General features: G+C 59.2%; 23 protein-coding genes. 14 read left to right on the top strand and 9 right to left on the bottom strand.

Going from position 1 to position 26,795, the window contains the following annotated elements; genetic code table 11:
• The first annotated feature begins 145 nt into the window (after positions 1–145).
• Complete coding sequence (locus ACSQ8R_RS25680; RefSeq protein ID WP_436256165.1) at positions 146–1,051, top strand: alpha/beta hydrolase; 906 nt, start codon at positions 146–148, stop codon at positions 1,049–1,051.
• A gap of 337 nt (positions 1,052–1,388) precedes the next feature.
• On the opposite strand, the gene ACSQ8R_RS25685 is transcribed toward ACSQ8R_RS25680, so the two are convergent.
• Entirely contained in the window at positions 1,389–1,949 is a 561-nt protein-coding gene (locus ACSQ8R_RS25685) for a TetR/AcrR family transcriptional regulator (protein ID WP_436256166.1), read from the bottom strand.
• A gap of 108 nt (positions 1,950–2,057) precedes the next feature.
• Here ACSQ8R_RS25685 and ACSQ8R_RS25690 point away from each other — a divergent pair, with 108 nt between their 5' ends.
• From ACSQ8R_RS25690 to ACSQ8R_RS25705, 4 genes are all read left to right on the top strand, one after another.
• Positions 2,058–2,846 carry an SDR family NAD(P)-dependent oxidoreductase gene (locus tag ACSQ8R_RS25690; protein ID WP_436256167.1) on the top strand — a complete coding sequence of 263 codons (789 nt, stop codon included), beginning with the start codon at positions 2,058–2,060 and terminating at the stop codon, positions 2,844–2,846.
• Positions 2,847–2,903: 57 nt separating this feature from the next.
• The gene (locus tag ACSQ8R_RS25695; RefSeq protein ID WP_436256168.1) at positions 2,904–3,986 is read left to right on the top strand and encodes an alkene reductase; all 1,083 of its coding nucleotides are present in this window, start codon (positions 2,904–2,906) and stop codon (positions 3,984–3,986) included.
• 111 nt (positions 3,987–4,097) lie between these two features.
• Complete coding sequence (locus ACSQ8R_RS25700; protein WP_436257281.1) at positions 4,098–4,949, top strand: alpha/beta fold hydrolase; 852 nt, start codon at positions 4,098–4,100, stop codon at positions 4,947–4,949.
• Positions 4,950–5,000: 51 nt separating this feature from the next.
• A complete protein-coding gene (locus tag ACSQ8R_RS25705; RefSeq protein ID WP_436256169.1) occupies positions 5,001–6,002 on the top strand; it encodes an NADP-dependent oxidoreductase in 1,002 nt (333 codons plus the stop codon).
• 129 nt (positions 6,003–6,131) lie between these two features.
• On the opposite strand, the gene ACSQ8R_RS25710 is transcribed toward ACSQ8R_RS25705, so the two are convergent.
• Together ACSQ8R_RS25710 and ACSQ8R_RS25715 are read right to left on the bottom strand one after the other, a co-directional pair.
• On the bottom strand, positions 6,132–6,869 hold the full coding sequence (locus ACSQ8R_RS25710) for a response regulator transcription factor (RefSeq protein WP_436256170.1): 738 nt from the start codon (positions 6,867–6,869) through the stop codon (positions 6,132–6,134).
• Positions 6,866–8,848, bottom strand: coding sequence for a hybrid sensor histidine kinase/response regulator (locus ACSQ8R_RS25715; RefSeq protein ID WP_436256171.1), 1,983 nt, complete (start codon positions 8,846–8,848; stop codon positions 6,866–6,868). The genes ACSQ8R_RS25710 and ACSQ8R_RS25715 overlap by 4 nt, the downstream gene beginning before the upstream one ends.
• A 212-nt stretch (positions 8,849–9,060) precedes the next feature.
• Here ACSQ8R_RS25715 and ACSQ8R_RS25720 point away from each other — a divergent pair, with 212 nt between their 5' ends.
• The 7 genes from ACSQ8R_RS25720 to ACSQ8R_RS25750 all read left to right on the top strand — a co-directional run bounded on the left by ACSQ8R_RS25720 (position 9,061) and on the right by ACSQ8R_RS25750 (position 17,318).
• Positions 9,061–9,864 carry an ABC transporter ATP-binding protein gene (locus ACSQ8R_RS25720; protein ID WP_436257282.1) on the top strand — a complete coding sequence of 268 codons (804 nt, stop codon included), beginning with the start codon at positions 9,061–9,063 and terminating at the stop codon, positions 9,862–9,864.
• Positions 9,861–11,852: an AMP-binding protein gene (locus tag ACSQ8R_RS25725; RefSeq protein ID WP_436256172.1), complete on the top strand. Its 1,992-nt coding sequence runs from the start codon at positions 9,861–9,863 to the stop codon at positions 11,850–11,852. The genes ACSQ8R_RS25720 and ACSQ8R_RS25725 overlap by 4 nt, the downstream gene beginning before the upstream one ends.
• Positions 11,849–12,742 (top strand): branched-chain amino acid ABC transporter permease, encoded by an 894-nt coding sequence (locus tag ACSQ8R_RS25730; protein WP_436256173.1) that lies wholly within the window; start codon positions 11,849–11,851, stop codon positions 12,740–12,742. The genes ACSQ8R_RS25725 and ACSQ8R_RS25730 overlap by 4 nt, the downstream gene beginning before the upstream one ends.
• 3 nt (positions 12,743–12,745) lie before the next feature.
• Complete coding sequence (locus ACSQ8R_RS25735; protein WP_436256174.1) at positions 12,746–13,807, top strand: branched-chain amino acid ABC transporter permease; 1,062 nt, start codon at positions 12,746–12,748, stop codon at positions 13,805–13,807.
• Positions 13,808–13,912: 105 nt separating this feature from the next.
• Positions 13,913–15,154, top strand: coding sequence for an ABC transporter substrate-binding protein (locus ACSQ8R_RS25740; RefSeq protein ID WP_436256175.1), 1,242 nt, complete (start codon positions 13,913–13,915; stop codon positions 15,152–15,154).
• A 68-nt stretch (positions 15,155–15,222) separates the two neighbouring features.
• Positions 15,223–16,059, top strand: coding sequence for an ABC transporter ATP-binding protein (locus ACSQ8R_RS25745; protein ID WP_436256176.1), 837 nt, complete (start codon positions 15,223–15,225; stop codon positions 16,057–16,059).
• Positions 16,060–16,079: 20 nt separating this feature from the next.
• Positions 16,080–17,318, top strand: a complete 1,239-nt coding sequence (locus ACSQ8R_RS25750; protein ID WP_436256177.1) for a phenylacetate--CoA ligase family protein — start codon at positions 16,080–16,082, stop codon at positions 17,316–17,318.
• A 16-nt stretch (positions 17,319–17,334) separates the two neighbouring features.
• Here ACSQ8R_RS25750 and ACSQ8R_RS25755 read toward each other — a convergent pair whose 3' ends face one another.
• From ACSQ8R_RS25755 to ACSQ8R_RS25780, 6 genes are read right to left on the bottom strand one after another with little or no spacing between them, the layout of a single operon-like run.
• On the bottom strand, positions 17,335–18,123 hold the full coding sequence (locus ACSQ8R_RS25755; protein ID WP_436256178.1) for a crotonase/enoyl-CoA hydratase family protein: 789 nt from the start codon (positions 18,121–18,123) through the stop codon (positions 17,335–17,337).
• A 10-nt stretch (positions 18,124–18,133) separates the two neighbouring features.
• The gene (locus ACSQ8R_RS25760; RefSeq protein WP_436256179.1) at positions 18,134–18,991 is read right to left on the bottom strand and encodes a hydroxymethylglutaryl-CoA lyase; all 858 of its coding nucleotides are present in this window, start codon (positions 18,989–18,991) and stop codon (positions 18,134–18,136) included.
• Between the two features lie 3 nt (positions 18,992–18,994).
• Positions 18,995–20,965 (bottom strand): acetyl/propionyl/methylcrotonyl-CoA carboxylase subunit alpha, encoded by a 1,971-nt coding sequence (locus ACSQ8R_RS25765; RefSeq protein WP_436256180.1) that lies wholly within the window; start codon positions 20,963–20,965, stop codon positions 18,995–18,997.
• A 15-nt stretch (positions 20,966–20,980) separates the two neighbouring features.
• Positions 20,981–22,591 carry a carboxyl transferase domain-containing protein gene (locus tag ACSQ8R_RS25770; RefSeq protein WP_436256181.1) on the bottom strand — a complete coding sequence of 537 codons (1,611 nt, stop codon included), beginning with the start codon at positions 22,589–22,591 and terminating at the stop codon, positions 20,981–20,983.
• Positions 22,588–23,751 (bottom strand): isovaleryl-CoA dehydrogenase, encoded by a 1,164-nt coding sequence (locus ACSQ8R_RS25775; RefSeq protein ID WP_436256182.1) that lies wholly within the window; start codon positions 23,749–23,751, stop codon positions 22,588–22,590. The genes ACSQ8R_RS25770 and ACSQ8R_RS25775 overlap by 4 nt, the downstream gene beginning before the upstream one ends.
• Positions 23,751–24,389, bottom strand: coding sequence for a TetR/AcrR family transcriptional regulator (locus ACSQ8R_RS25780; protein WP_436256183.1), 639 nt, complete (start codon positions 24,387–24,389; stop codon positions 23,751–23,753). Before ACSQ8R_RS25780 ends, ACSQ8R_RS25775 begins: the two co-directional genes overlap by 1 nt.
• A 331-nt stretch (positions 24,390–24,720) precedes the next feature.
• On the opposite strand from ACSQ8R_RS25780, the gene ACSQ8R_RS25785 reads away from it, so the two are divergent.
• On the top strand, positions 24,721–26,103 hold the full coding sequence (locus tag ACSQ8R_RS25785) for a cache domain-containing protein (RefSeq protein WP_436256184.1): 1,383 nt from the start codon (positions 24,721–24,723) through the stop codon (positions 26,101–26,103).
• Positions 26,103–26,765, top strand: a complete 663-nt coding sequence (locus tag ACSQ8R_RS25790; RefSeq protein WP_436256185.1) for a response regulator — start codon at positions 26,103–26,105, stop codon at positions 26,763–26,765. The genes ACSQ8R_RS25785 and ACSQ8R_RS25790 overlap by 1 nt, the downstream gene beginning before the upstream one ends.
• Positions 26,766–26,795: the final 30 nt, after the last annotated feature.

Genomic DNA, 26,795 nt, shown 5'->3' on the forward strand with positions numbered 1-26,795 from the left:
TCTTGGCCGCCAGCCGTCGTGATCTCAGTTCTTCCGGATCGCGTCAATGAATGCCCGCAGGCGGGAACAAAGCCCTGCGCGGCGCGGGCAGGGGGTCGCATTGGCGCTTGAGGCATTGTAGGCCATAACATCTGATGAGGTCCAAATGTTTGAAAACTTCGAATGCGGCCGGCTCGCGGTCAACGGCGTTGAAATTTCCTACGTCGCGGCCGGCGAAGGGGAGCCTGTGTTGCTGCTGCACGGGTTTCCACAGAACAAGGCGCTCTGGGCGCAAATTGCTCCGGCCCTGGTCTCGCTCGGCTACCGGGTGGTGTGTTCCGATCTTCGCGGCTATGGACAATCGTCAAAACCGGTCGCGGAAGCGGACCTCTCAAACTACAGCTTCCGCACCATGGCCGCCGACCAGATGGAATTGATGAAGCGACTCGGTCATCCGAAGTTCCATGTGGTCGGGCATGACCGGGGGGCGCGCGTTGCCCATCGGCTGTGCCTCGACCACGAAGGTGCCGTCTTGAGTGTGACGTTGATGGACATCGTGCCCACGCTCGAGTTGCTCGGTGATCTGCGCAAGGAGGTCGCGCAAAGCTATTGGCACTGGTTTTTCCTGGCGCAACCGGCGCCTTTCCCAGAGCAAATGATCAAGGCCAATCCGGATCTCTTCTACGAGACCTGTCTGTTCGGGTGGGGCGGAGCGAAAGCGACGGATTTCGCGCCGGATCAACTGGCCGCGTACCGCGCGTCATGGCATGACCGTGATTCCATTGCGGGCAGCTGCAACGACTATCGAGCGGCCGTGCAGGTGGATTTTGCCGACGATTTCGCGGATCGCGGTCGGCTCGTCTCAGCGCCAGCCTTGATCCTGTACGGGGCGTCGGGTGCTATGGCCAAGCTCTACGACATGCCCTCGGTCTGGGCGCCGTTCTACGTCAACCTCGAGGCTCATCCCGTTCCAGGCGGGCATTTTTTCCCCGATATCGAGCCCGTACGTGTCATCGACCACGTTTGCCGTTTCCTGCGGCGGCATTCGATGGCGACAAAGCGGAATGGGTGACCGGGTACGCATACGCCCGAAAGCGTGCCGACGATCGAGTTGGCGCGGCGCGCGGGGCGGCTGGCTGTCATAAGGCTCAGACGCTCCAGGCACTCGATGCGATGGCCCCCTTCGGTTGGTGAACTGATCGGCTTTGTGGCCAGGGGCAGGTGAAGATCCAGGGCGGTACGGTGTTGCCGCTGTCGCAGGCCGCTGACGCGTGCCGTCTGCTTGAAGGCCGCCAGACCACCGGTAAGGCGTCCTTCAATCCTGGCGAGCTGCCTGACCTCGCGGGCGCAGTGGACGGAAGTCTGCGGCGCTCAGCGTCCGAGCGGTCGCAATGTGCGGGGCCTGCCTCTCAATCAGAGGCGGGATGTGTTGCAGCCTTGAGCCAGGTGCGCGTCTGTTCTAGGATTTCGTTCGAAAGTGTTTCCTCGTCGATCGCGCGGGCCAGGATGACCGCCCCCACCATTGCTGCCCAGGTTCCGATCGCCACGCGACGTCGTTCCGGTTCTTCGATATGGGAAAGAGCTTTCTCCACACGGTCTATTTGCGCCGTGAGCCCCGCCGCCATGGCCGCACGGGCCGCCGGTGTCTGGTGGCGGATATCCGCGGCAAGGCCCGCCGTCGGGCAGCCTCGGCCAGGATTGTCGCGATGCCGGGGTGCGAGATAGTCATCCAGATATTCGCGCAAATCGACGGTATCGTCTGCATCGTTTGAGAGCGCTTGGCCGATCGTCGCGGCGATGAGGTCGTCCTTCGAGCTGAAGTGGCCATAAAAACCGCCATGGGTGAGACCGGCCGCCTTCATCACTTCCGCCACGCTCACGGCGTCGAATCCTTTATCGCGAAACAGCCGGCTTGCTACATCCAGAATACGGCGCCGGTTCTCGACCATCTGCTCTCGGCTCACCTTCATCGCATCTTTCTCCGCTCACCCTATTGACATATTCATGACGGTCATCATATTTACTCAATCATGACGACCGTCATGAATATATGATCTAACCGAGCAGAGAGCAATCCCATGGCCGACATTCCTTCCGTTCTGATCACCGGCGCCTCCACAGGCATCGGCTCAACTTACGCCGATCGCTTCGCCCGGCGCGGCCATGATCTCGTCCTCGTCGCGCGCGACCGCAAGCGCATGGAGGCTCTTGCCGCCCGCCTGCGGGAGGAAACCGGCGTGGCCATCGACATTGTTCAGGCGGATCTGACGCAAGCCTCGGAACTCGCGGTGGTGGAGGCCCGTCTGCGTGACGACGCGCGCATCGGCATTCTCGTCAACAATGCCGGAACGGCCCTTGGCGGTGGTTTCCTTGATCAGTCCACGGATGATGTGACGCGGCTCGTCGCGCTGAACACCACGGCACCGCTGCGGCTCGCCAGCGCCGTTTCACCTCGCCTTGCAGGAGCGGGCAAAGGCGCGATCATCAATATCGGTTCCGTCGTCGGTGTGGCGCCTGAATTCGCCATGACCGTCTATGGTGCGACCAAGGCATTCATCCTGTTCCTGTCGCAGGGGCTCAGCCTCGAACTCGGGCCTAAGGGCGTCTACGTTCAGGCCGTGCTACCCGCTGCCACAAGGACCGAGATCTGGGGACATGCCGGTGCCGACGTCAACACCATGAGCGGCGTGATGGACGTCAACGAACTTGTCGATGCGGCACTTGTCGGTTTTGACCGCCGCGAGCCGGTCACGATCCCGCCGCTGCCCGATGCCGAGCAGTGGAACGCCTATCAGGCCGCACGCCAGGCCATGCTGCCGAATGTCGCTCAGGCTCATGCCGCCGAGCGTTACCGGACTGCCGTCTAATCGTGCGCACCCCACGTTCCACTAGCAAGCCAAAGTCGCACGAAAGGTGACTTCTCCATGACCGACACTAGCCTCTTCCATCCGTACACGCTCGGATCGCTTACTTTGTCCAATCGCATCGTCATGGCTCCGCTGACCCGGAACCGTGCGGGCTCCGGTCTCGTACCGAGCCCACTTGCCGCAGAGTATTATGCCCAGCGTGCAGGCGCCGGGCTTATCATCACCGAGGCCACCCAGGTCTCTGAACAGGCGCAAGGCTATCAGGATACGCCGGGCCTCTACACGCCGGAACAGATTGCCGGCTGGCGCAAGGTGACCGACGCCGTTCATGCCAAGGGCGGCCGCATCTTCGTCCAGCTCTGGCATGTCGGCCGCGTCAGCCATGTCGATCTGCTGGGCGGCAAGCCACCCGTTGCGCCGTCTGCCATTCGCGCGGAAACCAAGACATTCGTCAACAATGGCTTTGCCGACGTCTCGGAGCCGCGCGCGCTGGAAGTGGGCGAAATCCCTGGTATCGTCGAATCCTTCCGCCAGGCTGCCGCCAACGCGATCGAAGCGGGGTTCGACGGTGTCGAGGTGCATGGCGCCAACGGCTATCTGCTCGACCAGTTTCTGCGGGAGACTGCGAATGCCCGCACCGACGGCTATGGCGGATCGATCAAGAACCGCGCTCGCCTGCTGCTGCAGGTAACCGATGCGGTGTCGCGGCAGATCGGCGCTGATCGTACCGGTGTGCGCCTGTCACCGGTCTCGCCGGCGAGCGGCATCGTTATATCGGGCCATGAACAGCAGCAGTTCAACCATGTCGTCGACGAACTGGACAAGCTTGGCATCGCCTATATCCACATCGTGGAAGGCGCGACCGGCGGTCCGCGTGACGCGGCACCGTTCGACTATGCTGCGCTGCGCCAGCGCTTCGGGCGCACTTTCATGGTCAATAATGGCCTGGACACGACCCTTGCCGAACAGCAGTTGGGCGGAGGCGAGGCTGACCTCTTCGCATTCGGTCGAATGTTCATCGCCAATCCTGACCTTGTGGAGCGACTGAAGACAGGCGCGGCGCTCAATCCCCTGGATTTCACCACGCTCTACGGTGGCGGAGCCAAGGGTTACACAGACTATCCGACACTCGCTGATTGACGACCGCCGGGCGGCGCCTCCCGAACCTCGAGACCCATTTTTGCTCATCCGTCCACGGCGCAAAAGCCCGGGACTGCACCCAAGGATCCAATCATGGTCAAAGACCATCGCATGACCGACTGGAAGATAGCACCGACCCAGCATGTCCGGGCGCTCGGCACGCAGTTCGCCTATCGCCGGCTCGGTCCGGCCACAGGTGTTCCCGGAGAAACGGGTGTCCCCGTCGTGCTGCTCAATCACTGGGCGGCGAACCTCGACAATTTCGACCCGCGCCTGGTCGAAGGGCTGGCGGCCGATCGTCCGGCTTACGCGCTTGATTATCGCGGCATTGGAACCTCGGGCGGCAAAGCGCCGCTCACCATCAGAGAGATGTCCAGCGACATGGTCGCCGTCATCCGCGCGCTGGGCCTCGGCCCTGTCGACCTGATCGGCTTTTCGCTCGGTGGCTTTGTCAGCCAGCAGATCCTCTTCGATGCGCCCGACCTTGTGCGGCGCGCCATACTGGCAGGGACCGGGCCGGCGGGTGGCCCGGGTATTGCGCAGGTAGGCCCAGTGTCCTGGCCGTTGATCTTCAAGGGCCTCGCCACCTTCCGCGACCCCAAGATCTTTCTGTTTTTCACCTCCAGCGCCAATGGCCGCCGGGCAGCCAACGCATTCGTTGCGCGCCTGAAGGAGCGGAAGAACGACCGTGACAAGGCCGTCGGGTTCGGACCCATGCTGCGTCAGTTGAAGGCCATCAAGGATTGGGGCCTCCAGCCTTCGCAACCGCTTGACACAATCCGGCATCCCGTTTTGGTCGCCAACGGCGATCACGACATCATGGTGCCGAGCGAGAACTCGACCGACATGGCGAACCGGATTCCGAATGCCAGGATCGTTCTTTACCCCGACGCCGGTCATGGCGGCATTTTCCAGTATCATGATACCTTCCTGAAGGAAGCGAAAGCCTTCCTTGCCGCCTGATCCGTGGGTTCCCTTCAGATCGCCACCGCACCCCTTTCAAAGCAGAAAACGATGAAAGCCCTCACCTTTAGACGCTACGGCAAATCCACCCCACCCGACTACACGGACGTGCCGCGCCCTCAGATCGGCCCTGACGAAATTCTCGTCCAGGTTCATGCTGTTGGATTGAACCCGATCGACAACATGATCCAAAAGGGTACCTTCAAACCCGTGCTTAAGTTCGAGCTTCCGGCAACAATGGGCAGTGATGTCGCCGGGGTCGTGGCGCAGGTCGGTGGTAGAGTGACACGCTTCAAGGTCGGCGATGCTGTCTTTGCCAGTGTTTTCGATCTTGGCCAAGGCACCCTGGCCGAGTTTGTCGCCGTCCCGGAACGCGTTGCTGCATCTAAGCCCGCGAACCTCGATTTCGTCGAGGCGGCCTCGATCCCGATGGTTGGTCTCACATCCTGGCAGGCGTTCAAGGAACGGGCAGGGCTTAAAGCTGGGCAGAAGGTCTTCATTCCCGCCGGATCGGGTGGCATCGGGACGTTTGCCATTCAGCTTGCCAAGCACCTCGGCGTCAAGGTCGGCACAACGACCAGCACGGCCAATATCGATCTGGTGAAAAGCCTGGGCGCAGACGAGGTCGTCGATTACAAACGACAGGAATTTGAGACCGTGCTGCGCGACTACGACATGGTGCTCGGGACCATCCGTGGCGACGGCATCGAGAAGTCGCTGCAAATTCTGAAGTCGAACAGCGCTATAGTCTCTCTGATTGGTCCTCTTGATGCGGCCTTCGCCCGCGCGAGAAACCTGAATGCGGTACTGCGGTTTGTCTTCAGCCTCATGAGTTGGAAAATCCGGCGGCTCGCAAAGAAGCGCGGCATTCGCTACTCCTTCCTGTTTGTTCGCCCGGATGGTGCGCAACTCACGGAAATCGCCGGCATCATCGAAGCCGGTCAAATCCGCCCCGTAATCGATAAGGTGTTCCCGTTCGATCAGGCAAAGGAGGCACTCGCCTATCTGGAGGCCGGGCGCGCCAAGGGCAAGGTTGTGGTTCGACTGGTGTGAAGTAAGATCGTTTGGCCTGGAGGCCGTGACCGTTGCAGGTATCTGAGGACCAAGGGAAAACGCCCCGTCCACCCTTAGTGAAACAACCTGACAACCCCGCTGATTGACGTACAGAGTCACGGAGGGAGTTCAGCCCAGCCACTCAACGGAGGGTGTGAACACATAACCAGCTCCATACACCGTTCGAATATGCGCGATCTGTGGGGCACCGCAATCCAGTTTCTTTCGGAGGCGCGAGACCCGGACATCGACGCTGCGATCAAACGGTTCCTCGCCGTTCGCAAATAGGGTCTGCAGCAGGTAGTCACGGGTGATGACCCGGCCTTGGGTCTCCAAAAAGATACGCAGGAGGTCCGTCTCCGCCCGAGACAGCTTGTAGGCTTTGCCTTGGATGTCCGTGAGGGTGAAACTCTCGAAATCACAGATCCAATCGCCAAAGCGAGCGACGAGTTGCTCAGCGGTTTCCTGATGCTTTCGGACTGGTTGTCCCTCTTGCCTGCCTGCGCGGCGCAAGACGGTTTTGACGCGAGCGACGAGTTCGGCCGGCTCCACCGGTTTTGACAGATAGTCATCCGCTCCCTGCTCAAGCCCAATGAGTTTGGCATTGAGCGACGTCCGCCCGCTGACCACGATAGTCGGAATGGTTTCGGATCCCAGTTCTTCGCCAAGGAGACAAAGCCCGTCGCCGTCTGGAAGGCCGAGGTCAATGATGCAGAGTGACGGGCGACGCGTCTTCAGGGCGGATCGGAATTCGTGCAGTCGGCGAAAGTGTTCGACTGCTATTCCGGATTCTTCCAATGCCCGGCGAAAAACCGATGCCAGATCGATTTCATCCTCAAGAAGATAAATAAGGTTTGATGTGCTCACGGATTGATACCTCCTTTTTCGTAGGAGGAGGTTCGGACTTCGCCCGCCGCCGCCATCCCCTCTCGGGTTCTCAGGCGTCCGGAATTTGCCAGTGCGACAGCTATGGCTGCGACGTCGCATGGTTTGTGCAGGATGTTTATTCCTTCCGGCAACTCTTTGCTCACGGCGTCCGCGCCGTAGCCAGACAAAAGCACTATGGGCAGATCGCGGCGAAATTTGCGTGCAGCGTTCGCGAGCGTGATGCCGTCCATGACGGGCATGGAAACGTCCGACACGATGGCAGAGACGGCGGCGACTTGCCTTAAGATTTCGAGACCTTCGGCGCCGTTTTCTGCTTCTATAACATTTGCCCCGGCCGCAACGAGGTCGCGACGCAGAACACGCCTGACGGCCTGGTCGTCGTCGATGACCAAGACCAGTTTGTCCTTTATTGGATAGCTTCCAGCCCCTTCGGTAACCGTCATTCGATCAATCTCTTTGCTGGCGTCCGCTGCTGCCGGCAAAGTCAGCAAGAAAGAGGTCCCATGCCCGAGTTCGCTTTCAACCGATATTGAGCCGCCCGAGTCCGTGATGAACCCCTGCACCATAGTCAACCCAAGACCGTTGCGGCTCTGATCGCTCTTCGTCGAGAAAAAAGGCTCGAATATACGAGCGCGTATCGTGTCGTCCATGCCGGGACCATTGTCCGACACGGCGATTGCGACCGCTCCATCCGCATTTGCGTTGGTGCAGATTTTTATGGATCCGCCGGAGCAATTCATCGCATCGGCGGCGTTGATCACCAAGTTAATAAGGCTTGTTTCGAGTAGAGCGGGGTCGGCGAAGGCCGCAGGCGTGTTCTCGTCGCATTCGTACGTTAGCTTGATATCTTCGCCCAGTGATGGACGCACCAGCTTGACAATTTCTCCGACGCATTCGCCAACGTCCACTCTCGACGGCGAAATCGGTTGACGGCGGGCGACTGCGAGGAGCCTGCGCATCAGGTCGGCGCCCCGGCGAGTGGCTCTTATGGCCGGCTCCAGCATCTCACTTCTGAGATACTCGTCATGAATGCGATCGGAAAGCGGCTTCAGATTACCGAGAATAATCGTGAGAAGATTGTTGAAATCGTGTGCGATGCCCGACGAGAGCTGGCCAAGTGCATCTATCCGTTGCGCCTGGAGCAGAGCGGCAACTGCCTGCTTTTCCCGAGTGATGTTGACGCTCAGCACATAAAAGCCGTTGATTGTCTGATCGGTTGACCGATCCGGCCTGAGCAGGGTGCGGATATCCAGACGTCGGCCGTCGGGGAATGTGATGGGCGTGTCGAAGGTCTGGGGTGCGCCGCCGACAGCCTTTTCGAAATAGGGGGAGACATAGTCCCACACTTCCTTAGGCAAAAGATCGCGCTCCCGCATTCCCATTATTTGCTCAGGCTTCAAATTATAGGCTCGGGCGAACCTCCCGTTGACGAACTGGAATTGACCGGAGATATCGACATAGGCAATACCCGCGGGAAGCTCGTTGGCTATGAGGCGCAGTCTTTCCTCGCTTTGCCGCAACTCATCCGTCCGCATCAAGATGCGTCGCTCGAGATCCAGTTCCCTCCGCCTTTGGGCGGTGATATCGGAGTAGACAGTGGCAAAACCGCCGGTTGGCAATGGCCAACCTGACACGTGCACGACGACGCCATTGGGGCGTACTCGCTCCAATGTGTGCGGCCTGAATTCCCATGCGGCACGAACCCGTTCTTTGACCATGACCTCCACGTCGCCGACCCCATATTCGCCTCTTTCGACGTTCCAGCGGATTATTGTCTCAAATGGCGTTCCCGGCCGCGCCAGTTCTTCGGGCAAGCCAAGCAAATCGCAGACTCTCTTGTTTGCGTAAACCAGATTGAGGTTCGCGTCGAAAAGGGTCAGGCCCTGATCGATGCAGTTCAGACCCGCCTTGAGGGCCTCCAGGGACTGCTCATTCGTCATAGGGCGTGCCGTCGCCATCTGCGTCCTCCCAACAGCTGACTCTTTTCCAGACTGGCAGAACAGCCCTCGCCTTGCCAAGCGGCATCGCGCCATATTGCAAAATTCCCTTCTGGAAAAATTCTGGCAACAATTGTGCTCCACAGTATCTTAAATCGCTGCGGAGACGGCGAGGATCGGATTGTACCGAGCGAACGGGAGGAGTGCGCTTGGCAGACAACGGCGAAATCTTGTTGCAGGTCGATGACGTCTCGCTTCGTTTCGGAGGCCTGAAGGCGCTGAGCAACGTGTCTTTCGAGGTGCGAAAGGGGGAGTTATTCTCGCTGATCGGGCCGAATGGGGCCGGCAAGACATCGATGCTCAATTGCATTTCGGGACGCTATCGCCCGACAAGCGGCAATCTGAGCTGGGATGGCAGGGATCTTTTGAGGCGCTCGATCAACGACCGTGCCCGCCTAGGTATCGGCCGCACCTTCCAGAACCTGGCGCTGTTCAGTCACATGAGCGTTCTAGACAACATTCTGGTCGGACGTCACCACAAGCTCCGGAGCAATTTCCTGACCGGCATGCTTTATTGGGTCGGAGGAGCTTATCGCGAAGAACTAGAGCAGCGCCAGTTCGTCGAAGAAATCATCGATTTTCTCGAAATTCAACATGTGCGGCATGAGCCTGCGGGAACACTTTCCTACGGTCTGCGCAAGCGGGTTGAGCTGGCCCGGGCCATGGCTATCGAACCCCGGCTTATTCTTCTCGATGAACCGATGGCGGGCATGAATCTCGAGGAGAAGGAGGACATGGCCCGCTTCATAATCGCGCTTCGGGAGGAATTTGAAATGACGATCCTGATGATCGAGCACGATATGGGAGTCGTCATGGATCTGTCCGATCGCGTGGCTGTTCTCGATTTCGGCAAGGTAATCGCTTCGGGCGAGCCGGATGCTGTGCTGGCGAACGAACACGTCAGGAAGGCCTATCTCGGTGAGGAGGATGACCTGCTCGACGAGTTGGCGGCCAAGGCAGAGAGGGCGATCGCATGAGCGAAATTCGTATTCACGTCTCGGGAGATGAAGTCCGCTGGGCGGAACTCTCCGACGATTTAAAGGAATCAGCGAAACTCGACACGTTGCCGAAGCTTCTGCAATACAATGCGGCTCATTTTCCCAATGATATCGCCCAGCGGGAGAAGGAGTTCGGCATATGGAACAGTTTTAGCTGGTCCGATGTCGCCGCTCATGTTTCCCGCATGATGGCAGGCTTTCTGGAACTTGGGCTCCCGAAAGGGGGCGTGGTCGGCATTATCGGCGACAATAGGCCCGAATGGGTCTGGGCGGAAGTTGCCGCACATGCCTGCCGGGCAATGAGTCTCGGCATTTATCGCGATGCGCTTGAGGACGAAATCCGCTATCTCGTCGATTACGCCGAACCGGCTATAATTGTCGCTGAAGACGAAGAGCAGGTGGACAAGCTCCTCAATCTTGCTGACGCCATCCCGTCGGTGCGTGCCATTGTTTATACCGACGCGCGCGGCATGAAAAAATATGATGATCCTCGATTGATCTCAATCGAGGATCTCGAAGAACGCGGCCGCAAACGCATGGATACTGATCCAGGATTGTGGGAACGCATGGCGAAGGAGACGGACGGCGGCGACGTCGCCGTCCTGTGCACGACATCCGGTACGACCGCAAATCCGAAACTTGCGGAATGGACGAGCAACGCCCTGCTTGGTCATGCCGCAGCCTATCTGCGCGCCGATCCTCGCACGGCGTCCGACGAATATGTAGCAGTGCTGCCGCTTTCCTGGGTCATGGAACAGATGTACTCCGTCGCCTGGAACTTCCTTTCCCGGATGAAGGTGAATTTCCCGGAGAACGCGCAGACACTGATGAAGGACCTGCGCGAAATCGGACCGACTTTCGTTTTGCTATCGCCGCGCGTGTGGGAAGGTCTTGCTGCCGACATCAGAGCCCGGATCATGGATACCCGCTTCTGGAAGCGGCGCGTTTATGACTGGGGCGTGGCGCATGGGCTGGCTGCGCTGGACAAGGGGCAGCGTTCCTCTGCAGCCGATCTGCTGCTGTTCCGCCATTTGCGCGACCGTCTCGGCTTCTCACGTCTGACGTCTGCTGCGACCGGGGGGGCTGCCATGGGGCCGGAAACCTTCCGTTTTTTCCAGGTTATGGGTCTCCCGCTTAAGCAGATCTACGGGCAGACCGAGGGCCTGGGTGCCTATGTCATTCATCAGGAAAATGACGTCGATTACGAGACCGTCGGCTACCCGATGCCCGGCTGTGCCGTGCAGATTCAAAATGCTGATCCGGAGGGCCTGGGCGAGGTTCTAACCAAGCATCCGCACATGATGAGCGGCTACCATCGCAACCCCGAGGCAACAGCGGAAAACTTCACGAAAGACGGTTGGTTCCGGACCGGTGATGCTGGCTATCTTACGGCTAAGGGCCACCTCGTCGTGATCGATCGCATCAAGGACCTTGCAAGTACATCGAAGGGGGTACGCTTCTCCCCGCAATTCATCGAGAACAAGCTAAAATTCTCGACCTTCGTTGCGGAGACCGTCGTGCTCGGCAAAGACCGCCCCTATCTTTCCGCGATTGTCTGCATTCGCTTCCCAATTGTCTCGAAATGGGCCGAAGAACGGCGCATTTCCTTTACGACTTATTCGGATCTTGCAAGCCGGCCGGAGGTCTATGAATTGCTGCGCGCTGAAGTGGAGCGGGTTAACTCCACGCTTCCGCCGGTACAAAAGATTTCCCGCTTCGTCCTTCTCTACAAGGAGCTCGACGCCGATGATGGCGAGCTAACACGCACCAAGAAGATCCGTCGTGGGGTCATTGCCGAAAAATACGCAGGCATCATCGAACGTATCTATGCCGGTGACGATCATGTCGACATCGATACCGTCATCCATTTCCAAGACGGTAGCAAGCAGCGAGTGGTCACAACGCTCGCCATCGAGACGCTACGCGATGGCGCGAACATTTTTTCGAGGGAGGTCACAGCCGCATGAACTCCGAGCTCCTTATCCAGCTTCTGGTCAACGGTATCATCGTGGGGATGCTCTACGGCATCGTCGCCATGTGCTTCGTGCTGATCTACAAATCCACACAGGTGGTGAATTTCGCCCAGGGCGAGTTCGTCGTGATGGGGGCCTGGGTCTGTCTATCGTTGGTCGTATCCATGGGGCTGCCCTTCTGGCTCGCCTTTCTCTTCACATTGGCCTTCATGACCGCCTTCGGTGTTCTTGTTCAAATGATCCTGCTGAGGCCCCTGGTCGGTGAACCAGTCATCTCCATCATCATGGCGACAATCGGCCTTTCGACCTTCATGCGGGCGCTGATGAATTGGATTTTCGGCAACAGCGCCGTGAGCTTTCCAAACGTCTTCAGCCAGTCGGTTATTTCGATCGCCGGCCTGAATGTCGAAACGGCTTATGTTCTGAGCCTGGTGCTGTCGGTTGCCGTCATGGGGCTGTTTTTTCTCTTCTTCCGCTACTCGCGCTGGGGGCTTGCGATGCGGGCGACAGCCTATAGCCAGCAGGTAGCGCAATCGCTGGGCATCCCGATCGGTCGGGTTTTCGCGATGGCCTGGGCAATTTCCGCAGTGGTGTCCGGCATCGCAGGCGTGGTCATCGGTCTTGTGAACGCCGTTTCCAATTCGTTGTCGTTCATCGGCATCAAGGTTTTCCCGGCCGTCATCGTGGGCGGACTTGACTCGATCATCGGTGCCGTTGTCGGCGGCCTCACAATCGGCCTGCTGGAAAACCTCGCGGAGTTCGTGGACGGTCAGTACCTGCATATCGGCAACATGTATTCGGTCGCACCGTTCTATGTGCTTCTCGTGATCTTGATGATCAAACCCTACGGACTGTTCGGAACGCCGAACATCGAGCGAGTATAAGCGATGGCACATGTCCCCAATCCTCGTCCTACCGGTGATTTCCGGACCTCCTATGCAAGAGATAGGACGTTGTTTGCCACACGGTTCGAAACGAATGCAGTGATGTTCGGTGCGCTGTTCGTTTTGATCTCTCCCTTCTTGTTCGGTGACTACATCCTGAGCCAGCTCATCATGATCGGCATCTATGGCATCGCCGCTCTTGGCCTAAACGTCCTCACCGGCATGACGGGGCAGATCTCGCTTGGTCACGGCGCGTTTTTTGGACTCGGTGCCTTTGCCTCCGCCTGGTTTTCCTCAAGGGGCATTCCCGTGCTGTTTTCGATCCCGATGGCGGGTGTACTAACCATGGCCGTGGGTATGGTCTTTGGCATTCCGGCCGCCCGGCTGAAGGGGCTCTATCTGGCGATCGCGACCTTGGCGAGCCAGTATATCCTGGAGGATTTCTTCGCGCGCGCGGACTGGTTTACCGGCGGCACTTCTGGCTCGATGGCGGAGACCGCGAGCCTGTTCGGCTTCCAATTCAATAGCGATGGACGCTATCTCTATCTGGTACTATTCTGGGTAATCGTATCTTTCGTGGGTGTCGCAAACATGGCCCGCACCCGGGACGGGCGGGCACTGGTTGCGGTTCGTGACCATTATCTCTCCGCGGAGATCATGGGCATCAATCTGAGATACTACCGCATATTGTCTTTCGGGCTCGCCTCATTCTTCGCGGGTTTGGCCGGTGCTCTCTACGGCCACTATCTGGGTTTCGTTTCGGCAGAGGGCTTTACGATCATTCTGTCGATCGAGTTCCTGGCTATCATCATCATCGGTGGCCTCGGCTCGGTTTCGGGCTCGCTGCTTGGAGCGGCGTTTATCCTGCTGTTGCCGCAGGCCATGGAAGCTTTCGCCAATGCGCTTGCCGCGATCGTGCCGGCGGTCTCCCAGGGCTCGGCCTACATTAAGCAGATGAGTGTGGGGGGCGCGATCATCCTTTTCCTCGTGCTGGAGCCGGAAGGGCTTGTGCATCGCTGGCGCCGGATGCGTGCGAGCTGGAAGCTCTTTCCCTTCTCGCATTGAAATTTCAATCATCCCGCTGGGGAGAGCGGGAGCAACAATCGGGTTTGGCGGTTTGCGCGACGTCGCCTGACCCAACGAGTGGTGTCGCGTTTGGGAGGATTGGAAATGCGATTGCTGAATGCACTGCCATATGCTGCGCTCGCGGCGGGGGCGCTGTTTGTCGCGGCGCCGACATGGGCGCAGGACAAGGAAATTCTTGTCGGCCATCTTGCCGACTATACCGGCGCAACCGCCTTTGTCGGCAAGCAGTATGGCCCAGGTGTTGCTGATGCCTTCAAGCAGATCAATGCGGACGGAGGCATTAAGGGCACCAAGGTCAAGCTCGATACGGTGGACTACGGCTACAAGGTGCCGGAGGCGATTGCACTCTATAAAAAGTGGACCGGCCAAGGCATGGTCGCGATGCAGGGATGGGGTACTGCAGATACCGAAGCGCTGATCAGTTTCGTCACGCGCGATAAGATTCCCACGATCTCCGGGTCCTATTCCGCCCATCTCACAGATCCTACTGGCAAGAACCCGAATACGAAATCTCCAGCGCCGTACAACTTCTTCTATGGCCCGTCCTATTCGGACGCATGCCGTGCGCTTGTCCAGTGGGCGCACGAAGATGCCCGCGCCAAGGGCATCGACAAACCGATCTTTGTCCATACCGGCGACAACCATCCGTATCCGAACGCGCCCAAGGAAGCATGCGCGGCCTATGCCAAGGAGCTCGGCATGACCGTCGCCAATCCTGTGGTCGTGCCGCTCGCGCCGGGCGACTTCAAGGCTCAGTGCCTGACCATCAAGCAAAGCGGAGCCAACTACGTATACATCGGTAACCTCGGTGGTTCGGTTGTGTCGCTGGTCAAGAGCTGCAACACCGTCGGCGTTAACGCCACCTATATGGGAAATCCGTGGGCGGGCGACTATCAAACCGTCGAAGCCGCAGAGGCCAAAGGACTGATATTCCCGTCATCCACACCGTTTTACGGTGCTGACGTACCCGGCATGGGATTGGTCAAGAAGATCCTCGGAAACGGAGGGGGGCTGGTCGGCGACCGACCGACGCACCATTACATCCGCGGGATTTGCTCGGCCTACTACCTGAAGGAGGCCATGGATTGGGCAGCAGCCAATGGCGGCGTCACCGGCGAGAATATCCGCAACGGAATGTACCAGAAGGCGAATTGGGTGCCGAAGGGTCTTGAAGGTGTGTGCAGTCCCTCGACCTGGACCAAGCAGGATCATCGCGGCCTGATGCAGGTCACGATCAATTCCGGCTCCGTCGAAAACGGTAAGGCCGCCATCAAGGAGATCGCGACCATCACCGTGCCGCGCCGCGAAGACTGGCTGGGCCAGTAACCACGAGCTGGGCGGGGAGCCTTGAGCGGCTTCCCGCATCCAGAACCAATAGACAGGAGGCAACAGCTATGACACTGGCCGTAGAGCAGGTCGCAGATCCGCCGCCCACGGAGGCGGACGAAGCGCTGCTGTCCATCAACAATGTCGAGGTGATCTTCAACGATGTCATCCTTGTGCTTCGGGGCATCTCACTGGACGCCCGGAAGGGCAAAGTCACGGCGCTGCTAGGCGCCAACGGCGCGGGAAAATCCACGACGTTGAAGGCGATTGCAGGGCTCTTACTCACCGAGGATGGCGAAATTTCCCGCGGAACCGTCACCTATGATGGCCGCGACGTGACGTATGCAGCCGCCGACCGCAAAGTGCGCGACGGGATCTTTCTCGTGATGGAAGGGCGCGGCATCATTCAGGACATGACAATTCGCGACAATCTGCGGCTTGGCGCATTTACGCGGCCCGATGCGAGAGTCGAAGCAGAGATCGAGCAAGTGTACCGGTTCTTCCCGCGCCTGAAGGAGCGTACCGGCCTGGCGGGATATCTGTCGGGAGGCGAACAGCAGATGTTGGCGATCGGTCGCGCCATGATGGCTAAGCCGCGTCTGATCATGATGGACGAGCCGTCAATGGGCTTGTCGCCGCTGCTCGTCAAGGAGGTGTTCGGGATCATCCGCCGACTCAATCGGGAGCTCGGCATTTCAATTCTTCTCGTGGAGCAGAATGCCAATATGGCGCTCAAGATCGCCGACTATGGCTACATCATGGAGAACGGAAAGATCGTTCTCGACGGCCCGGCTGAGGAATTGATGCGGAATGAAGATGTCAAGGAGTTCTACCTCGGAGGGGGCGAAGAGCGCAGATCCTTCCTCAATGTGAAGAGCTTCAGGCGCCGCAAGCGTTGGCTTTGATGAGAACGATGGGAACCTCCATGACTGAATTCTACGATGCTCTCGAAACCCGTCCGCCCGAGCAGCGCGAGGCCGATCTTTTCGCAAACCTGCGCCGGCAGTTGGGGAACGCGAAGTCCCATTCCGCATTCTATCGGAAGTCTCTGGAGGGGATCGATCCAGAGGCTGTCCGCGATCGTCGAGCACTGGCGCTGCTTCCGCTGCTGCGGAAAACCGATCTGCCCGCCTTGCAGGAAGAGACGCCGCCTCTGGGCGGAATTGCGACGGTCGAGGCAGGCCGCTTTCGCCGTCTCTTTCTCTCGCCCGGTCCGATCGTCGAGCCCGAGGGAGACAAGGAGCACTGGCGGATGGCACGGGCGCTGCATGCGCTTGGAGTTCGCGCTGGCGACAAGGTGATCAATACGTTCTCCTATCATCTCACTCCGGCCGGCTTTATGTTCGATCACGCCTGCGCGAAGCTGGGAGCGTGCGTCTTTCCCGGCGGTGGTGGCAATACCGAACAGCAGGCTGCTGCCATCGCGCGGTTGGGCTTGACGGCTTATGTCGGTACGCCGGACTTCCTGAAAATCATCCTCGAGCGCATGGACGAGGCGGGCCAGGATACCACGACTTTGTGCCGGGCGCTGGTCACGGGCGGTCCCTTTTTCCCGGTTCTCAGAGAGTGGTATGCGGTCCGCGGGATCGAGGCGCGCCAGTGCTACGGCACAGCGGAACTCGGACTGATCGCTTACGAGACGGGTGGCGCCTCCGATGGCATGGTGACAGACGAGGATGTATTGGTGGAGATCGTTCGTCCAGGCACAGGCGAGCCGGTGGCGCCGGGAGAAGTGGGCGAGGTGATTGTCACGACTTACAATCCGCTCTATCCGTTGATCCGTTTTGCGACCGGCGACCTTTCGATGGTGATGCCTGGCCCGTCGCCTTGCGGACGCACTGCACCTCGATTGAGAGGCTGGATGGGGCGAGCCGACCAGACGACCAAGGTTCGGGGCATGTTCATTCACCCGTCGCAGGTCGCCCGGATTATCAAGCCCCATGACAAGATTGGAAGGGCGCGGCTCGTCGTTACCGAAGAAGGCGGGCACGACCAACTGACATTGCATGTCGAATATTCGGGCGAAGCCAAAGGGCTCGCAGACATACTGGCGGACGCGGTCCGGGCCGAATGCCGGGTTCGCTGCACAGTGGTGATCGAAGAGCCCGACACACTAGCCAATGACGGCAAGGTGATAGACGACCGTCGCTCTTTGGGCGTGTGATGCGGCACGTGCCGAGCTACTGCGCCCAGCGGGGCTTGCGCTTTTCGAGGAAGGCGGCGATTCCTTCGATGGCTTCCTCGGTTTCCCAGGCGTCGGCCAACTGGTGAACGGTAGCGTTGATGACCTCGTCGTTGATAGGGGGGCCGAGCGACCGTGCAAGGCGTTTGGCCCGAGCGACCGCGCCACGCGGTAAAGAGAGATAGGGAAGAATTTCTGCCTCGATAGCTTTGTCGAGGGCGCCAGCGTCAACCGAACTTGCAACAATGTTTAGCGAAACAGCCTCGTCCGCACTGAAAATGCGGGCGCTCATGAAGACGCGCCGTGCCATGCCTTCGCCCGTCCTTGCCAGAACATAGGGGCTGATCGTCGCCGGAATAATGCCGAGACGGGTCTCGGTGAAGCCGAAACGGCAGTCGTTGGCGGCTACGGCGATATCGCAGATGGATGCCATTCCGACACCACCGCCGAGCGCTGCCCCCTCCAGCCTTCCGATCAACGGAACGGGCATTTCATTCAGCGCCTTGAGCATCGATGCCAGGCGGCGTGCCTCTGCCATGCGACCCTCCCGGTCCGCCCCGATCTGCGTCTTCATCCAGTCGAGGTCGCCGCCGGCGCAGAACGTACCGCCGGCACCGGCAATGACCACCACCCGGATATCCTCCGCCGCCTCGACCATCCGCGCGAATGACGACAGATCGTCCATCATGCGGGCGGAGAGCGCATTTTTCTTCTCGGGGCGGTTCAGCGTGAGCCATGCTACCCCGCGGCTGTCGATCTCGACTGCGATGGTTTCGTATTCGCTCATCCATCTTCCCTCATTGTGCGCAGCGCAATTGCCGCGCAAAGGTCGCGGCCTCGGCGAGCGCCGCCCTGTCTATCCCCGTTGAAAAGCCTCTGGCCTCCAACATCTCGACGACAGCTTCGGTCGCCACGTTCCCCTTGGCACCGGGCGCATAGGGGCATCCCCCAAGGCCGCCGACAGATGAATCGAAGACCCGCAGCCCGCATTCCAGAGCCACATCGATATTCTCCAGCGCACGGCCGCGCGTGTCGTGAAAATGGCCGGCAAGTTCCTCGCCGCGGATCTCCGTCAGCACCGTATCCAGCATGGCTCGGGTCGTTTCAGGAGTTGCGTATCCGATCGTGTCGCCAAGCGAGATCTGGTAGCAGCCGAGGTCGAGAAGGGATCTGGCTACCCGCGCGACGGTTTCCGGAGCGATCGGACCTTCGTAAGGGCAATCGGTCACGCAGGACACATAGCCGCGTACCGGCAGACTGTTGGCACGGGCACGTTCGATCACCGGCTGAAAACGCAGCAGGCTTTCGGCGATGGAACAATTGATGTTCTTGTGGCTGAAGGTTTCCGACGCGGCCGCAAAGACGGCGACTTCGTCGGCCCTGGCCGCCAGTGCTCCTTCCAGTCCTTTTACATTGGGCGTAAGGGCCGTATAGAACGCCCCCTTCCTCCGCGTGATCGTGCCCAGCACTTCAGCCGCATCGGCCATCTGCGGCACCCATTTCGGCGCAACAAAGCTGGTGACCTCGATCTTTCGGAAGCCGCATGCTGACAGGCGATCGACCAAGCCTACTTTGTCGGCGGTCGCGATCAGCTTCTTTTCATTCTGCAAACCGTCGCGGGGTGCCATCTCGAAGACAAGAACGGGTTCTCCCATCTCTCAGTTCTCTGTTTCGAGAAGCAGAAGGACCGCGCCTTGCTCGACTTGATCGCCGACTGAGGCCGTTACTTCCAGCACGACCCCGTCGCGGGGAGCGGCGAGGGTGTGCTCCATTTTCATAGCTTCGAGGATGAGAAGAGACTGCCCCTTCTTCACTTTCTCGCCGGTGTTTGCGGAAACGAAGCGGACCATGCCCGGCATAGGCGCCGCGATCACGTCACCGCCGCCTGCCTCTTCAGCGCCTCCGGTCTGATGCAGGTAAAATTCATGGGCCGCACTGCGTCGTTGGATAAAAATCCCGTTGTGAATGCGCAAACCACGCATGTCGCGAACATGGCCGGCAACCTTGTAGCGGACGTGGTCGCCATCCAGCCGCAAGCCGCTCAGGGTCACCGGGCCGAGCGGCGTTTCGATGCATTTTGCGCCATCATCGCTCGTTTCAACTGTAACATTCACCGGTGGTTCGCCGGCAAAGGTGACTGTCTGACGTGCTGGACCGAAGAGCCGGAAATTTTGAAAGGCGGACATGTCGCTTGCGACCGCTCGAGGTTGAAGAGCCAGAACGGCCGCGACGGCATAGTCTTCCGCCTCAATTTCCGCAGCTGCGGTGAGGTTTTGCTGCTTCCGTTCGATCAGACCTGTGTCCACACGACCGGCTGCGAAATCCGGATCTGTTGCGAGCCGTCCCAGGAAGGCGCGGTTGGTGACTGAGCCGCTGATCAGCGTATCGCCAAGGGCGGCTTCCAACTTTCTAAGGGCGCTGGGTCGGTCCTCGCCGTGAACAATGATCTTTGCAATCATAGGATCATAGAAGGGTGTGATGATATCTCCTTGCCGCACGCCGGTGTCGATCCGTATCCCTTGCTGTTTTTCGGGAAAGACCAAGTGACGGAGTGTTCCGGTGGCCGGCAGAAAGCCGGCAGCGGCATCTTCTGCATAGAGTCGTGCTTCGAAAGCATGCCCGTGAATGCGCAGGTCTTCCTGCCCGAACGGAAGGGGAGCACCTTCCGCGATACTGATCTGCAGCGCGACAAGATCAACCTTGGTGATCGCCTCCGTGATAGGATGTTCTACCTGGAGACGGGTGTTCATTTCCATGAACCAGAACATGTCGGGCGCAAGTGCAGCAGATCCGTCCACGATGAATTCGACTGTGCCAGCCCCGCAATAGTTCACGGCTTTAGCGGCGCGAATCGCTGCCTGTCCCATCGCGTTCCGCATTTCTGCGGTCATGCCGGGAGCCGGAGCCTCCTCGATCACTTTCTGGTGGCGTCGCTGCAGAGAGCAGTCGCGTTCGAAGAGATGGACGACGTTGCCATGGCTGTCACCGAGGACCTGGATCTCGATATGCCGCGGGTTCTGGATGTATTTTTCAACAAGGCAGGTCGGGTCGCCGAAACTGTTCTCGCCTTCGCGTCGTGCGCTTTGAAGCGCTGCGGCAAAGTCTTCGAGGCAATCGACCCGGCGCATGCCCTTGCCGCCACCACCGGCTCGCGCCTTGATCAAGACAGGAAAGCCAATAGCCTCGGCACGCTGTGCCAGAAAAGCCGAATCCTGGTTCTCACCATGATAACCGGGAACCACCGAGACACCCGCATCCTCCATGAGGGCTTTCGCCTTGTCCTTCAGACCCATGGCACGGATGCTGTCAGCCGAAGGCCCGATAAAGGTAAGGCTCGCTTTCGCTACGGCTTCGACGAACTGCGGATTTTCCGAGAGAAACCCGTAGCCTGGGTGAATGGCATCCGCACCTGTCTCAAGGGCCGCCCTTATGATTGCGTCACCCTGCAAATAGCTGTCGGATGGAGCCGGCGGGCCGATCCGCACAGCTTCATCGGCCATAGTGACATGCAGCGCGTCCGCATCCGCGTCGGAATAGACAGCCACTGTTGAGATCCCGAGCCGGCGCGCTGTCCGGATGATGCGGCAGGCGATCTCGCCACGATTGGCGATCAGTATCTTGCGTATCATCACTGTGACCTCCAATCACATCCGGAAAAGCCCGAAGCGTGTATCCGGTATCGGCGCATTCACGGCAGCCGATAAGGACAGTGCAAGCACCGCTCTTGTTTTGGCAGGATCGATGACACCATCATCCCAAAGCCGCGCTGACGCATAGAGCGGATGGCTTTGCCGATTGAACATCTCCTCGGTCGGACGCCGGAATTCGGCCTCCTCCTCCTCACTCCATTCCTGCCCTTGGCGCAACATTGCCTCACGTTTGACGATAGCAAGCGTCTTTGCAGCCTGTTCTCCGCCCATCACTGCAATACGACTGTTGGGCCATGTCCAAAGGAAACGGGGAGAGTAGGCCCGCCCGGCCATGCCATAGTTGCCGGCCCCGTAGGAACCGCCGACCATCATCGTAATCTTTGGCACCGAGGTGGTGGACACGGCGGTGACCAGCTTGGCGCCGTGACGAGCGATGCCGCCGGCCTCGGCATTCTTGCCAACCATGAAGCCCGTGATGTTCTGCAGAAACAGCAGCGGGATCTTGCGTTGACTACACAATTCGACGAAGTGAGCGCCCTTGACCGCGCTTTCGGAAAACAACACGCCGTAATTCGCTATTATTCCAACGGGCAAACCCATGACGTGGGCGAAGCCGCATACCAGCGTTTCTCCGAACCGTGCCTTGAATTCGTCGAAGCGGCTGCCATCGACAATGCGGGCAATGATTTCACGGATGTCGAACGGCGTTTTCGGGTCGGCCGGGATGATGCCCATGATTTCCGACGGATCATAGAGAGGGTCTTCGGGCGGTGTCGTGTGCAGGGGAAGTCTAGCTGCCGGCTCCAGATTGGAGACGATGCGCCGTGCAATGTCCAACGCGTGGGCGTCATCCTGGGCGAGGTGATCGGCAACGCCCGAATGTCTCGTATGCAAATCGCCGCCACCGAGTTCCTCGGCAGTGACTGTCTCGCCCGTTGCCGCCTTGACGAGCGGAGGGCCGGCCAGGAAGATCGTGCCCTGAGACCTGACGATCACTGTCTCGTCGCTCATGGCGGGGACATAGGCGCCACCGGCAGTGCAGGAGCCCATAACGACGGCGATTTGCGCTATGCCCTTTGCACTCAGATTGGCCTGATTATAGAAAATGCGGCCAAAGTGATCGCGATCCGGGAATACCTCGTCTTGATTGGGCAGATTGGCCCCGCCAGAATCGACGAGATAGAGACAGGGCAGGCGGTTTTGCTCGGCGATCTCCTGTGCACGCAAATGCTTCTTAACGCTCAAGGGGTAATAGGTGCCGCCCTTGACGGTTGCATCGTTGGCGAGAACCATCACTTCTCGTCCCATGACTTGCCCGATACCCGCGATCAGGCCCGCGCTCGGGACATCGCCGCCGTAAAGGCCATGGGCGGCGAGCAGGCCGATCTCCAGAAAAGGGGAGCCAGGATCCAGCAGCTTTTGCACCCGGTCGCGTGGCAGCATCTTGCCGCGTGAGACGTGGCGTTCTTTCGCTTTGGTTCCGCCGCCAGCCATGGCGATCTCGGCAGCAGCCCGGACTGCCGCAAGCTGGTTCTCCATTGCGGCCTTGTTGTTGGCGAAGGTCTCGGTACGTGTGGCGACGTGACTGTGAATGATGTTGCTCATGCCGTCTCCGTAAAGAGCTCGCGGCCGATCAGCATGCGCCGGATTTCGCTTGTGCCAGCGCCGATCTCGTAGAGCTTTGCATCACGAAGCAGCCGGCCGGTCGGATTGTCGTTGATATAGCCATTGCCGCCGAGCGCCTGAATGGCGTCGAGTGCGACCTGCGTGGCCTTTTCTGCAGCATAGAGAATACAGCCGGCTGCGTCCTTTCGCGATGTCTCGCCGCGATCACAGGCTGCCGCCACGGCATAGACGTAGGCACGGCAGGCATTCATCGTTACATAGATGTCGGCAAGTTTACCTTGCATCAACTGGAACGAGCCGATGGGCTGGCCGAATTGCTCGCGCTGATGGACATAGGGCATGACGACATCCAGGCAGGCGGCCATGATGCCGACCGGGCCTGCGGCAAGCACCGCTCGCTCGTAGTCCAGGCCACTCATCAGCACTTTTACGCCGCCGCCCACGTCCCCGAGCACGTTTTCGAAGGGGACCTCGCAATCCTCGAAGACAAGTTCGCACGTATTGGAGCCGCGCATGCCGAGCTTGTCGAGTTTCTGTGCGGTCGAAAAGCCCTTGAAGGTTTTTTCTACGATAAAGGCGGTGATGCCGCGCGAGCCCGCGCTGGGATCGGTCTTGGCATAGACAACCAGCGTATTGGCATCTGGACCATTTGTGATCCACATCTTGTTGCCGTTGAGGATGAAGCGGTCGGTGCGTTGTTCGGCACGCAATTTCATGGAAACTATGTCGGATCCCGCGCCGGGCTCGCTCATCGCCAGCGCGCCGACATGTTCGCCGCTGACCAGTTTGGGCAGGTATTTCCGTTTCTGCTCGTCGGAGCCATTCCGCCTGATCTGGTTGACGCAGAGATTGGAATGGGCGCCGTAAGACAGGCCGACGGATGCCGAAGCGCGGGAGATTTCCTCCAGCGCGACGCAATGGGCGACATAGCCCATGTTCACGCCGCCATATTCTTCCGGAACCGTTACGCCCAGCAGGCCGAGAACCCCCATTTCCGCCCATAACTCATTTGGAAATTCGTTGTCCCGGTCGATTGCCGCTGCGCGCGGCGCGATCCGCTCCTGCGCGAAACGACGCACGGTCTCGCGCAGCGCTTCGATCTCCTCGCCAAGCGAAAAATTTAGTGTCGCATTGAACATTAGTTCCCTCCTCCCTGAGAAAAAGGCAGGCCGACGCTCTGTATGGCGGCCTGCGCGTAATATTCGATCACCGCAGCGCGATCGAGCTGCCCTCCCTCGCGGTACCAGACGGTCACGCCGGTCAGCATGGCCAGGAGCGCGCGCGTATGGACTGCGCCGTCCACGATCTTGAAAAGACCGACAGCCATACCGTCCGAGAGGATTGAACGCAGAATGTCCTCGTATTCGCTGCGCAAGGCGTTGACCTTAAAAAGGCCGTCCTCTTCGAGACTGCGCAGCTCCATGTAGGCGATGAACACATCGTCCGGGTGCTCGACGTGATAGTCAATGTGGAAGCGCGCGAAAGTCTCCAGCCGCGTCTTAGGCCCGGCAACGTCGGCGAGCGTCTTGCGGGCCGCTGCGATTACGTCCTCCAGATGAGTGGTCATCAATTCGACGAGCAGAGCCTGCTTGCCTGAAAAATGATTGTAGATCGCGCTTTGCCGAATACCGACGGCATTGGCGATATCCCTCATGGAAACCGCGTTATAGCCGTGCTTGGCCATGAGCCCCAGCGCCTCGTTTAAGATGTCTTGACGGGTACTTTGATGTTTGGATGCGGGCACGGAAATCACGAGGTTTTGTGAACGGTCGTTCATTCATATGCCGTATTTGCCTCGCCGACAAGAGGCATAGGGCGCGCGCCTAACTGCGCCACACCACCATGTTCGGCGGTTCGACCTGATGTTCGGCCGTATCTCCGAACTGGGTCAGCCATCACGCCCGGGCCCCCGAGGTTCGTCCCGAACCGTCCCTGTATGTCTCCGGCCCCACAGCAGTAACTGGCCGGTCAAGCGGCCCGCGAAGGTGGATGATCTTTTGCGTTGGTGTGAGCCGATGATCCTGATAATGCTGCGAACACGCCCGCTCGAATAATCTAAATCGCGCGGCGGCCTGTATTCGCCATCATGCTTCGCCGGGGGAGATGCCTTGCACCTGCGTCATCAAATCGTGGCTCTGGCAATCGTGCCGCTCATCGTTGCGATCCTGACCGTGACGGCGTTTATCACCTGGCAATCGACGCGGCTCGCCCAGAGCAGTATCGAAACGTTCGAGCGCAATATGCTGAAGGCGAAGGAGACCGAGCTCCTTAACCTTACGAACCTGGCGATTTCTGCAATCCAGAAAATTTATGCGGATGCCGGACCGCAGGACGAGGCTGCCAAGGAGAAAGTCAGATCGATCCTGACCGCGTTGGACTACGGGACTGACGGTTATTTCTTCGTCTACGATTATGACGGCAACAATGTTGTCCACCCGCGCCAGACCTTCCGTCCGGGGCACAATTGGCTCGATCTCACCGATCCTGACGGTGACAGGGTGATCGCCAATCTCATTGCCAAGGCAAAGGAAGGCGGTGGGCTGCATCAGTACAAATGGGAAAAGCCATCAAGCGGCGAGATGGCCGATAAACTCTCTTTCGCTGTCGGTCTCGAGAAGTGGAAGTGGATGGTCGGCACGGGCGTATATCTTGATGATGTCTACGCGCAGACCGCGGCTGCGAACGCCGATACTCGGAGGAACATCCGGGGGACATTCACGATTGTCGCTCTGATTGCGGTGCCGGCCGTTCTCCTGGTCTTTGCGACCTGCCTGTGGATCACCCTTCATGAGCGCCGCCTCGCCGACGAGAAGCTCACCGCCCTTACCCAGCGGGTCATCGACGCTCAGGAGGAAGAGCGGGCAAGACTTGCGCGAGAGCTGCATGACGGCATTTCACAGAGCCTTATCGGCGTTCGATACGCAATCGACCTCGCCAGCCGAAAAGCGAAAGGTAACGCAGACGATGCGTCTGCCGCGATTGATCGTGGAGCCGAGGCTCTAACGCAGGCCATCAAGGAGGTAAGACGTCTTTCGCATGAATTGCGGCCAAGGGTGCTGGACGATCTGGGGCTGACGCCGGCGCTGAAATCTCTGGCGCAGAATTTCGGCGAGAGAACCGGTATCGAAATCGACGTGCAGGCGGATGGGCCTGACGTATTGAAGGCCGAAGCAAGTACTGCACTGTACAGAATAGCTCAGGAAGCTTTGACCAATATAGAAAGACATGCGGGCGCCACGAGGGTAAACGTTCGGCTTTGGGGGGAACGCCAACGCGTGCGGATGACCATTTCCGACAATGGCGGCGGTTTCGACGGGAACTCCGCTGGCGCTCAGCCGAAGAGTGGCGGCTTGGGCTTGAGGAATATGCAGGAACGCATGTCCCATTTTGGGGGCATATTGCTGGTCAAATCCTCGGCGGATGGGACAACTTTGACCGCAATGCTTCCTAGATCTGCCAATCGACCGGAAGACAAGCAGGTGGCGGCTTGATGATACCGAATCCGATTAGGATCCTTCTCGTGGACAATCATCCGCTCGTGCTCGAGGGGCTAAAGGCGCTGCTGGAAACCTACGGCCACATAGAAGTCGTGGGAACGGCCATTCAGGCCAGCACAGGTTTGGACGAGGCACGACGGACCTTGCCGCACGTCGTCCTGATGGATATCAACATGCCGCAATTGAACGGCATCGAGGCCATCGACCTTTTCAAGGCGGCGGTGCCCGAGACCCGTATCCTGATGCTCTCCATGCATGAGAACCGTGAGTATATCTCGGCATCGGTCTTGAGGGGAGCCGCAGGATACATCCTGAAGGATGTTCCGACGGAGGAGATCGTCGCCGCGATCGAAGCCGTTGCTTCCGGTGGCAGATATTTCTCGTCAGGGGTTTCCGAAGCGCTTCTTTCACGCAAGGGCACCGAGGGTTCCGACGGTCTGACAGCACGGGAGCGGGACGTGCTCATCAGGATCGCCGCCGGAAGCAGCAATCGCGATATTGCGGATGTGCTGGCCATTTCAGCCGCGACTGTTGAAACCCACCGCAAGAACATAAAGAAAAAGCTCGGGATCGCTACGACGGCCGGACTGATCCGATATGTGATGGAGAATGGCGTGTCGTCTGACGGTTCCTCGGCTCTACCCACTTCTGGGTAGCTTCGTTCATTTCACCTCATCATGCTCTTG

It is taken from the genome of Neorhizobium sp. LjRoot104 (assembly GCF_964253725.1).
GTDB lineage: Bacteria > Pseudomonadota > Alphaproteobacteria > Rhizobiales > Rhizobiaceae > Neorhizobium.